The organism is Planomicrobium sp. YIM 101495 (assembly GCF_009707665.1).
Lineage (GTDB): Bacteria > Bacillota > Bacilli > Bacillales_A > Planococcaceae > Planococcus.
Genome location: NZ_WLZW01000001.1, coordinates 600,446 through 612,158, shown reverse-complemented (window position 1 = coordinate 612,158; position 11,713 = coordinate 600,446). Strand labels below are relative to the sequence as shown.

Annotated in this window: 8 protein-coding genes and 1 other RNA gene; 8 read left to right on the top strand and 1 reads right to left on the bottom strand. The window is 50.0% G+C overall.

Going from position 1 to position 11,713, the window contains the following annotated elements:
• Positions 1-65 precede the first annotated feature (65 nt).
• The 8 genes from GIW82_RS03090 (at position 66) to GIW82_RS03055 (ending at position 9,762) form a co-directional block, all read left to right on the top strand.
• A complete protein-coding gene (locus GIW82_RS03090) occupies positions 66-440 on the top strand; it encodes a YppE family protein (RefSeq protein ID WP_230309155.1) in 375 nt (124 codons plus the stop codon).
• 53 nt (positions 441-493) lie between these two features.
• A complete protein-coding gene (locus GIW82_RS03085) occupies positions 494-2,725 on the top strand; it encodes a DEAD/DEAH box helicase (RefSeq protein WP_154749574.1) in 2,232 nt (743 codons plus the stop codon).
• Entirely contained in the window at positions 2,715-3,962 is a 1,248-nt protein-coding gene (locus GIW82_RS03080) for a ribonuclease H-like domain-containing protein (protein WP_154748438.1), read from the top strand. Before GIW82_RS03085 ends, GIW82_RS03080 begins: the two co-directional genes overlap by 11 nt.
• A 63-nt stretch (positions 3,963-4,025) precedes the next feature.
• Positions 4,026-4,319, top strand: a complete 294-nt coding sequence (gpsB, locus tag GIW82_RS03075; protein ID WP_154748437.1) for a cell division regulator GpsB — start codon at positions 4,026-4,028, stop codon at positions 4,317-4,319.
• Between the two features lie 47 nt (positions 4,320-4,366).
• Positions 4,367-4,747: RNase P RNA component class B (gene rnpB / locus GIW82_RS03070), an RNA gene on the top strand.
• A gap of 135 nt (positions 4,748-4,882) precedes the next feature.
• Positions 4,883-6,016, top strand: a complete 1,134-nt coding sequence (locus GIW82_RS03065) for a THUMP domain-containing class I SAM-dependent RNA methyltransferase (protein ID WP_370456165.1) — start codon at positions 4,883-4,885, stop codon at positions 6,014-6,016.
• A gap of 51 nt (positions 6,017-6,067) precedes the next feature.
• Entirely contained in the window at positions 6,068-7,990 is a 1,923-nt protein-coding gene (locus GIW82_RS03060; protein WP_154748436.1) for an ATP-dependent DNA helicase, read from the top strand.
• A gap of 278 nt (positions 7,991-8,268) precedes the next feature.
• Entirely contained in the window at positions 8,269-9,762 is a 1,494-nt protein-coding gene (locus tag GIW82_RS03055) for a carboxypeptidase M32 (RefSeq protein ID WP_154748435.1), read from the top strand.
• Positions 9,763-10,057: 295 nt separating this feature from the next.
• Here the strand turns inward: GIW82_RS03055 and GIW82_RS03050 are convergent, their stop codons facing one another.
• On the bottom strand, positions 10,058-11,713 hold the full coding sequence (locus GIW82_RS03050; RefSeq protein ID WP_154748434.1) for a b(o/a)3-type cytochrome-c oxidase subunit 1: 1,656 nt from the start codon (positions 11,711-11,713) through the stop codon (positions 10,058-10,060).

The window sequence follows — 11,713 nt, the reverse complement described above, 5'->3', positions numbered from 1 at the left end:
GAATACACGTTCGGAGAAAGAAGCTGCCTGAAAGGTTCTGTGCTAAAATAGGAGGCAGTGGAGGGATGAAAACCATGACATTGAAAATTCTTTCTGAAGAACTTCGTCTGGAATGCGGCAATTGCCTTGACCGCTTTTATGAGATGCGCGAGCGCGATCACGTTCCGGACTTTTATACAGAGGTAAAACCATACGCCGACCACTGGCACGCCGAAATCGAGAAGTGGCGTGAGCAGTCTGCAGAATATATTAAAGAAAATCGTCCGAAACATGTCCATTTCATGCAAATTGAAAATGCGGCAGAAGGGATGACGCAATTTTTCGTCCAGAGTTTTTTTAAAGAGACGAGCAAAAAGCGCTTCATCCAGACGATCCAAGCAGCACAGTTCACGATACAATCACTCATCATGGCCATTGATGAAAGAAGTGGTGCACAGTGATCCGAAAAAAACAATTGCCGGAGTTGCTGAAGGAATGGAAGCGCGATCCAGAAATGATGGACCGAATCGAGCATTGGCATACGCTGGATGAGAAGCCGGCTGTGTATGCCGAATTCCCGGGGTCATTGCACAAAAGTTTACGTAAGGCACTCATCGAAAAAGGGGTCGAGCGTCTTTATAGCCACCAACGTGAAGCATTCGATTATGCGGTGCGTGGCCAATCGTTCACAGCTGTCACACCGACCGCTTCCGGGAAATCCTACTGTTACCACTTGCCGGTGCTGCAGAAGATTTTGGAAGACTCCGATGCACGGGCACTTTACTTGTTCCCGACGAAAGCGCTGGCGCAAGATCAGAAGAGCGATCTCCATGATCTGATCGAGCGGATGGATGAAGAAATTCTGTCGTACACGTACGACGGGGATACGTCTCCTTCGATCCGGACCAAAGTGCGCAAGGCGGGCCAAATCGTCATGACGAACCCGGACATGCTGCATGCCGGGATTTTGCCGCACCATACGAAATGGGTCTCATTATTTGAGAACCTTCATTATATAGTCATCGACGAACTGCATACGTACAAAGGGGTATTCGGTACGCATGTCGCACATGTCATCCGCCGCCTCAAGCGCATCTGTGAATTTTACGGCAGCAATCCGGTGATCATCTGCACATCCGCAACGATCGCCAACCCGAAAGAGCTTGCCGAGAATTTGACGAACACGGAGCACGCATTGATCGATCAGAGCGGTGCACCGACCGGCAGGAAGCATTTCATCTTCTACAACCCGCCGATCGTCCATCCGACATTCGGTGTACGCAGAAGTGCTGTCCTCGAAGTGCGTGATCTCGCGACATCGTTGATCAAAGACGGCGTGCAGACAATCGTCTTCGCGAAAAGCCGTGTGCGTGTCGAGATGCTTGTCACTTATCTGCAAGCTGTTACGAAATATAAAATCCAGGACGAATCAATTAAAGGATACCGTGGAGGTTATCTACCTTCCGAACGCCGCGCCATCGAAACCGGACTGCGGAACGGCTCGATTCAATGCGTCGTTTCGACGAATGCTTTGGAGCTCGGGGTCGATATCGGCCAACTGCAGGCATGTATCATGACTGGCTATCCGGGGAATATCGCGAGCGCCTGGCAGCAAGCAGGCCGTGCAGGACGCCGCCAGGACGAATCACTCGTCGTTTACGTCGCCCAATCGACAGCGCTTGACCAATACATTATCAACCACCCGGAATATTTGCTCGAGCAGAATCCGGAAGAAGCACGGATCCATCCCGAAAACATCATCATCTTGATGGACCATCTGAAATGCGCGTCGTTCGAATTGCCGTTCGCAACGGATGATATGTACGGAGAATTCGATATTCAGTACTTGCTTGAATACCTCGCTGATGAAGGTGTGCTCGTCCGGACCTCCGACCGTTGGCACTGGATGAGCGACCGTTTTCCCGCCCATGACATTTCCTTACGTTCAGCGACGCAGGAAAACGTCGTCATCATCGATCAGTCCATACCGGCGGACACGCGTGTCATCGGGGAAATGGACCGCTTTAGTGCATTGACGCTGCTTCACGAAGAAGCAATTTATATTCACCAAGGGACCCAATTTCAAGTCGAGATCCTCGATTGGGAAGAAAAAAAGGCATACGTACGGGAAGTGGACGTCGATTATTTCACGGATGCGAACCTCGCCGTCGAACTGAAAGTCATCAGTGAAGACAAATCGATGGAACAGCCGCAAGCGTCGATTTACTACGGAGACGTCGCGGTTCTTGCGATGCCGACGATCTTCAAGAAAATCCGTTTCGATTCGCATGACAATATCGGCTCAGGCCCGATTTCGTTGCCGGCGGAAGAATTGCACACATCTTCAACTTGGCTCAGCTTCTACAAGCCTGATAATTTCAGCGAAGGGGAATTATCGGATACGATGACGGGCGCTGCGTACGCCATCGAATCGTTCATTCCGATTTTCGTCCAGTGCGACCGTCGTGACGTGCACGTCGTTCCGCAAGTGAAGTCGCCGCACAATGATCTGCCGTCATTTTTCGTCCATGATTCGTACCCCGGCGGGATCGGCATAAGCGAGCGCATTTATGATTTGTGGCAGCCACTGCTCGCAAAAGCGGTCGAACACGTGGAGCAATGCCCATGCTTCGACGGCTGTCCTTCGTGCATCGGTGCACAGGAAGCGGCACTCGACAATAAAGACCGGGTCATCTCCTTATTGAATGTGCTGCAAGGAAAGGGGCGCGGGACGGATGTCGTTTGAGAAGAAACTGCTTCAGATGAAAGGGCTCATCAAGAAAGAGCCAGTCAAAAAGAAGCAGGCAAAAGCGCCGGACCGCCCGTCATACGAAGCGAAATGGAATGATATCGGACTTCAGCTGAAAGAAAACAAATTCGGCTGGGTTTATGAGAAGAAAGTGCACTATCCATTCGATTTTGTGCACGGCAATACGGAACTGGGTCAAATCACGCGTGTTCTCGAAGCGTGGGAGAGCACTGACTTCGAACACCCGTTCAAGCTGAGCCGTGACGCACGGATTGTCTTCTTCGATACGGAAACGACCGGACTTGGCGGGACAGGTGCATACATTTTCCTTGCAGGAGTCATTGAACAAGGGGCAGACGGCTTCGAGCTGACACAGTGGGTCTTACCGGATCCGTCGCACGAAGCTGCATTCCTCTATGCCACGGGCTTTTGGCAGGATGATGAAAAAGTGATTTTTTCCTATAACGGAAAAAGCTTTGACTGGCCGCAGCTCACTTCGCGCTGGACGTTCCACCGCAATACGCTGCCGAAAATTGCGCATTATGAGCAGATCGATTTGTTCCACGGCACGAAGCGCATTTGGAAAAACGAACTGGAGCGGATGAAGCTCAGTTCAATCGAGGAACAAAAGCTTGATTTCCATCGTCAAGGAGATGTGCCTGGTTTCATGATTCCGGCCATCTATCTTGATGCGGTGAAAAGCGGCTTTCCGGATGCGCTGGAAAAAGTGCTGTACCACAACGAATTGGATATTTTGTCACTCGTTGCACTGTACATCAAAGCTTCAGACCTATTAATTGAAGATTTAATTTCTGAAACAAGCGGTGCGTACACGAATATCGGCAAATGGTATGCGGACTTGAAGCAGTATGAGCAAAGTGCAGTCTATCTCGAACACGTCACACAGGAGCGTGGCAGCGATGCAGCGCTCGCCCGTTTTTTCCTGGCCATCCAGAAGAAGAGAGCTGGCAACTACACGGAAGCAGTTCAGCTGTTCAAGGAAGCGGCACCGAATTTGCGTGGGCAGATCGAAGTGGAAGCGTGGGTGCACGCTGCGAAGATCTGCGAACACCAGCTGAAGGACTTGGATCAGGCGGCGGTTATGGCAGGTTTTGCGAAGGAAGCGAGCGAGCATACGCAAGTGCGGAATTCGTTAATGGCGGATATCACAAAACGGCTGGAGCGGATTGAGCGCAAAAGACGAAAAAACATCCCGGAAGTTGACAACAACTGAACACGAAAAACAAGCCTTATGCTATACTTGATTTAAGTAGTCTTTACGGAAGGACGATCGAATATGGAGATTAAATACACAGCAAAAGACATTCTAGAAAAAGACTTTAAAACAGGCATGAGAGGTTATAACCAAGATGAGGTGGACCATTTCCTCGATGACATCATCCAGGACTATGAGAAATTCTCGAAGCAGATGGAACAGCTTCAAAACGAGAACAAGCGCTTGCGTGCTGAAATCGACGAAGCACCGAGAAAACAGGCAACGCCGGCTCCAGGCACGACAAACTTCGATATTTTGAGAAGACTGTCCCATTTGGAGAACCATGTGTTTGGAAATAAACTGAACAACGAGTAAGTAATTGCTTGTTTGAGCCTTTTGGCGTATAATGAGTTAGCCAATAGGAATTCTGGCAATCGCTCCGGAAACCAGTCCGGAGAGGAAAGTCCATGCTCGCACGGACCTGAGATGGCCGTAGTGATCGCGCTCAGTGAAACAATAAACTGAGGCAGCTGCTTGCAGCTGACGGCGGGTGGAACGCCTAAGTCTTCGGATATGGCCGAAACACCCTGAAAAGTGCCACAGTGACGGAGCTGTGCAGGAAACTGTACAGGTGGAACGAGGTAAACCCCGTGAGCGAGAAACCCAAATTATGGTAGGGGCACTTTTCCAGAGGAATTGAACCGAGGAAGAGGCAAGCTTAGTCTTGCAGATAGATGATTGCTGTCCAAAAGTACGAGGCGCAAGCTGTTTGAGTACATGGAAACAAAACATGGCTTATAGATTTCCTTTTGGCTTTACTTTTGACAACAAAAGCTCCCTCAAGCAGGGAGCTTTTCTGATTATGAAGATGAACGGTGGAAGTGGAACAATCTGCTGCGCCGCATGAAGATAGATGGATATTCAGGGAGGGAACGGTTATTACGAAATTTAAATTATTAGCGACAGCTGCTATGGGACTGGAATCGATCGTAGCCGATGAAGTGAAGGCGCTCGGATACGAGACCTCGACAGAGAACGGCAAAGTGTTTTTTGAAGGAGACGAGCGGACGATTGCACAAGCAAACCTATGGCTGCGTGTAGCAGACCGCGTGAAGATTGTCGTGGCAGAATTTCCGGCGAAGACATTCGATGAATTGTTCGAAGGGACGAAAGCACTTGAGTGGGAGAAATACCTGCCAGTCGATGCAGAATTCCCGGTATCCGGGAAATCCGTTAAATCGACGCTTTATTCAGTGCCGGATTGCCAATCGATCGTCAAAAAAGCGATTGTAGAACGGCTGAAGAAAGCCTATTTCCGTAACTCGTTCCTAGACGAGTCAGGAGCACGTTTCAAAATTGAAGTATCAATCTTGAAAGATCGTGTGCAGCTGACGATCGATACGAGTGGCGCCGGCTTGCATAAACGCGGTTACCGTATCGGGCAAGGTGAAGCGCCACTTAAAGAAACATTAGCGGCAGCACTTGTGAAATTGACGAAATGGACACCGGACCGGCCGTTCGTCGACCCGTTTTGTGGTTCAGGAACGATCGTCATCGAAGCAGCGATGATCGGCCAGAACATCGCACCAGGCTATAATCGTGATTTCGATTCGGAAGAATGGCCATGGATGAAACAGCAAATTTGGGATGAAGTGCGTGAAGAAGCGGAAGCAGCTGCGAATTACGACCAGCCACTCGATATTCTCGGGACGGACATCGACCACCGTGTACTTGAAATCGCGAAAGACAACGTGCTCGAGGCAGGCTTTGCAGACTTGATCCAGTTGCGCCAGCGCCAAGTGAGAGACTTTAAAGCAACAAGTGAAAACGGCGTCGTGGTGGGGAACCCGCCATACGGCGAACGAATCGGTGAAGTGGAGCGGATCGAGGAAATGATCGGCGACATGGGGCGTCTTTTCAAAGACTATCCGACGTGGTCTGTGTACATGCTTTCTTCGATGGAGAATTTCGAGGAGCTATACGGCAGAAGAGCGACGAAAAAACGCAAGCTCTTCAACGGCTTTATCCGGACAGACTTTTACCAATACTGGGGCCAGCGCCCGAAAAAATAAATGAGCGAGACGGAAGGGCACAGCCCTTCCGTTTTACTGTGAGGAGTACCAATGAGAAAAAATCTGCCTTTTGAACTGTCAAAAGAAAAAACGTTTTTCGATTCACTCGGTGACTGGATCGGTGACGTCTTCTATGATGAGCTTCCGGAAAAAGGATACGACTTACGGGACGAACAAATTTTCATGTCGTTCCAAATTGAACGTGCACTGAAGGAGAAAGGAACGTTATTCGCAGAAGCTGGTGTGGGGACAGGAAAGACGCTTGCGTATCTCCTGCCGTCGATCGCCTATGCCCGCTATTCCGGCAAGCCTGCTCTTATTTCCTGTGCAGATGAAACATTGATCGAGCAACTCGTGAAGAAAGGCGGAGACATCGACCGGTTGAACACGGCGTTCGACCTTGATTTGGATGTCCGTCTCGCCAAATCACGTGATCAATATTTGTGTCTGCAACGACTGGAAGGAGCCAGTAAGCGTGAACCGGCGGATTTCCTGGATGACATCGAATTCAGTTTGCCGGAATTCGTCTCGTCGACGTCTTCGATGCAGAGCATGTATCCGTACGGCGAACGTTCGGACTTCCCGGAGTTGACTGATGCCCAGTGGCAGCAAGTGAATTACCACCCGATCCAAAACTGTGCAGCGTGTGAGCTGCGCAATAAATGTGGCCAGACGTTACACCGGAACCATTACCGAAAAGCGGTCGACTTGATCGTCTGTTCCCACGACTTTTTGATGGAGCACATCTGGACGAAGGAAACACGGATCCGGGAAGGGCAAACGCCGCTGCTTCCTGAGTTTTCTTTGATCGTGCTCGATGAAGGACATTTGCTTGAATTTTCTGCGCAACGTGCGTTAACGTATGAAGTGCAGGAAGAAACGCTTCTCGCAGTGACAGAGAAGATCATGGTTGACGGGGTCCGGGAGAAGACGTTGTCGTTGATCGAACAGACCATCGATTTGCACAATGAATTTTTCCGTGATTTGAAAGCGGGCGTCGTCGATACGGGCGAAGACCGGAAAGCGATCAAGAAAACACCGCAACTTCTTGAACTCGGCAATATTTTATTGCGTCATGTAGATGCATTGATGGAAGAATTCGTGTTCGAAGGGGAGCTGTACACGATTCCGGAATATGATCTGCATATCGCAGAAGCATTTTTCGAGCAGTACGGCTTTTCGATGAAACTGTTCATCGAAGCGGATGATGCGATTTCTTGGTTGGAATGGAAAGACGACATCGAAACGCTCGTCATCATGCCAAGGCTCATTACCGACATCTTAGATGAGCGGCTGTTCGACGGCAAAGCGCCGATCGTCTTCTCGTCGGCTACACTATCGGTCGAGAAAGACTTCAGCTATTTGGCGGACAGTCTTGGCATTGGGGACTTCCAATCCTTCTCGGTGACTTCACCTTTCGATTACGAAGACGTGATGAACGTATTCGAGCACCGGTTGCCGCAGGAAGAGAAGTTCGAGCGCGTACTCGAGTTGCTCGGTTCAGGCGAGCAGTCGCTCGTGCTGTTCAAGTCCAAGCAGGAGATGGAAGCGTTCAAGCGCTCAGTTCCAGCGGACAAAATGCATATGCTGGAATTCGAAGGCGACCGTGAATTATCTGCGGTCATCAAAGAGTTCCAGGCAGGTGAATTCCAAGCGCTCTGCTCATACCACTTGTGGGAAGGGCTAGATTTGCCGCGTGAGGCATTGACACAAGTCATCATCGTTGATTTGCCGTTCCCTCCGCACGATCCGGTATTCGAAGCGAAACGCAACTTCGCCGAGGATCCATTCGCACAAGTGGACGCGCCATTCATGCAACTACGGATGCAGCAAGGAATCGGCCGGTTGATCCGTACTTCGGATGACCACGGCACGGTGCACTTACTCTTGAACGAGCAGGAACAGCAATGGAAACCATTGTGGGAGCCGGTCCTGCCGGTCAAACCGCAAACGTTTGTGGGAAATTCTTTATAATTTGAATTCTAGAAAGTCGAAAAAAAGCGCTACAGGTGGACGCCTTCCGCTCTATCTGCTAAATAATGAGTGGTAATAACAGGTAGCACCACACATATTTATGAAGAGATATGGAGTAAAACAGCGGAGACTCCTGTGGGAGCAGTAAACGGGTCGCCATGCCGATTCGTTTGCGACGAAGCGCGAGTCCACTGGAGCGGAGCTGTTTTACGGAATATCGGGAAGAGTATTAACTTCAACTTATATAACTTAAAAATAAACTTCAAGGGGATGAGGTTTTGGAGCAACAGTTCAAGCAACATTTGAAAAAAGTGGCGAGTTATAACGAAGCGATTGCGCTCATGTATTGGGACATGCGCACGAAAGCGCCGAAAAAAAGTGCCGAATCCCGTTCGGAATCGGTCGGCGTATTGTCCGGAGAAGTGTTCCGGATGATGACATCTAATGAATACGGCGAGATGATCGCGGCACTTGAAGCGAAGATCGACGAGTTGGATCCGGTGACGAAACGTTCAGTGGAAGAAGCGCGCAAGCAATTCGATCGGAGCCGGAAAGTACCGGCAGAAGCGTATGAACGTTTCGTGACACTCCAGTCCAAAGCCGAGACGGTATGGGAGCAGGCGAAAGATCAGCAGGATTTCGCGTTGTTCCAGCCGTACTTGGAGAAGCTGGTGGAAGGCACGAAAGAAATGATCGGCTACTGGGGCGAAAAGAACGGCAGTGCCTACAACACACTGCTCGACCAAGATGAACCGGGGATCACGACCGCAGTGTTGGATGAAGTGTTCGGCCAATTGCGGAACCGCATCGTACCACTTGTCCAGAAGATCCAGCAAGCGGGTGACAAGCCTGACACATCGTTCCTATACGGGAAGTTCCCGAAACAGGCGCAATATGAATTCAGCTTGAAATTGATGGAGCAGCTCGGCTACGATTTCGATGCAGGGCGTTTGGATGAAACGGTGCATCCGTTCATGATTCAGATCAACCGCAATGATCAGCGCATTACCAACAACTATGACGAAAATGATTTCCGGACGGCTGTATTCGGGACAATTCACGAAACAGGACACGCAATCTATGAACAGAATTTCGGTGAAGAGCTGGCTGATTCGATGGTGGACGGTGCGAGTTCGATGGGAATCCACGAATCACAGTCCTTGTTCTTCGAGAACTTCATCGGACGCAATCCATCGTTTTGGGAAAAGAACTTGCAGGAATTGCAGCAGTTTTCACCAGGTCAATTCGATGATGTGACGGTCGAACAGTTTTACCGTGCGATCAATGAATCCAAGCCGTCTCTCATCCGGATCGAGGCAGACGAACTGACGTATACACTCCACATCATGATCCGCTATGAGTTGGAAAAAGCGTTGTTCAACGGCGACGCAGAAGTGAAAGACTTACCACAGCTTTGGAACGATAAGTACGAAGAGTATCTCGGCGTGCGTCCAAGCCATGACGGAGAGGGCGTACTGCAGGATGTCCACTGGGCTGGCGGAAGCTTCGGCTACTTCCCGTCGTATGCACTCGGCTACATTTACGCTGCGCAATTCCGTCAGGCGATGAAGAAGGATCTTCCGGACTTCGATGAGCTGCTTGCTGCAGGGAACGTTGCGCCGATCCGCGAGTGGCTGACTGACAACGTTCACCGCCACGGTGCGATGAAGAAGCCGCTCGAGATCATGCAGGATGCGACTGGCGAAGGCTTGAACGCGAACCATTTGGCAGATTACTTGGAAGACAAGTATTCGCGTATTTACAGCTTATAATTTTTGACTAAATAAGTTGTACTTAATACTTTATAGATATTCCGTAAAACAGCTCCGCGTCCAGTGGACTCGCGCTTCGTCGCAAACGAATCGGCATGCCGACCCGTTTACTGCTGCCACTATATTCCATTTAGGAGAAAAAGCGAAAGGTGGCGCCTCCTGTGAAAAGCGGCTGCTTGGAGCAAATTCATCCGAATTTCCGAAATTCTAATAATTTAGTTCAACTTTTAGAGAAAAACCCGCACACTACGAATCGCCGGAAGCGATTGGAGTGTGCGGGTTTTTCGTTTGTCGTTTACCAAAGTTTGAAACCTTTCGAACCTGGAGCACCGTCTTGAAGGATCTCGATGAATGGCACGGTATAAGCGAGCAAGATCAAGAAGACACAAATTGTGATCCAGATGCGCCAGTTTTCAAGGACCATCGGTGTTTTCGGTGCATTGTCCGCAGCTTCGGCAACCGGGAATTCCTCGAAGCCTTTTGGTGCGCTTGCGACCAATTTGACGAAAATGTACAGGATCAGGATGATGCCGACGAACAGAATCGTGCCACCGACTGCCTGTGCAATTTGGTACGGAATCCAGTCGATCGCTTGGTCCGCGTTATTGTATGTCGAGAATGTCGAACGGCGAGGAGCTCCGAGAAGCCCGGCAATGTGCATCGCTCCCGACATGATGGCCATCCCAACTGTCCAGATGATCGCTTGAATGATAGCAAGCTTGTTCATTTGTTCCGTGAACACACGTCCCGTCAAGTGGGGAACGAGCCAGTACATTGCACCGAAGAACGTCAAGACGACTGTCGTTGCAAGTGTTAAGTGGAAGTGACCCGTCACCCAGATGGTGTTATGGACAACTTGGTTCATTTGGAACGAAGCGTTGATGATCCCGCCAGCTCCGGCAGGGATGAACGCTGCCATGCCGATGAACGGAACCGTGAAACGTGCGTCTTTCCAAGGCAGTTTGTATAGGAAGCCGAATAGTCCGCGGCCTCCTTTCGCACGGCCGACCGTTTCAAACGTAGCGAATAAGGAGAATGCAGTCATTAAAGATGGAATGACGACCATCATCGTCAAGACGACTTGCAAGAACTTCCAGAATGCATCAATTCCTGGTTCTGTCAATTGATGGTGGAAACCGACCGGAATCGAGAACAGAAGGAACAGGATGAACGATAGACGCGCCAGTGCATCCGAGAAGATTTTTCCGCCGATGATTTTTGGGATAATGGCATACCAGACCATATAAGCAGGTAGCAACCAGAAATAGACGAGCGGGTGACCGAAGTACCAGAACAATGTACGTGTGACGAGAACGTCGACAGTGTCGATCAAGCCGAGCGACCACGGAAGCAGTTGGAACAAGACGGAAACGGCAATGCCGATCGAGCAGATGATCCACATCGTGTTGTTGATGACGACCATGAACGTCAGGAGCGGGCTTGTCTGTTTCGGGTGTGCTTTTCTCCATTCGCGGTATTTCAAAATTTGTGAAGCGGCACTGAGCCATGAACCGACAACGACGAATGCCAGACCGAGGTAGAAGATCCAATGCGCCATGAGTGGTGCATAAAATGTATAAAGGACAGATGCTTCGTTCAAGAGAATCATGACGGCAGCCATGACAGTTCCGAGCGTCATGACGAAGAAGCCGGCCCACCCGAGCTTACGTTGTTTATCCGTCAATGTGCCGGATGTCCGACTGACGGCAGCGATTTGGAAACCGAAGATAAAAAATGTCGTTAAAATAAGGCCGAGTAGTACGCCATGAATCGTCAATACTTGATAATAGCCGATGCCGAATGGCAATTCGAACTGACCGGAACGGACGAGCACTTGCAGAAGTCCGCATAAGCCACCGATCAAAAGGGCGATCATTGCTACATAAATATGGGCCATTGCCAGTTTTGCATCGCGTTTATCGACGCGGATCAACTCTTTCGCTTGTTGCAT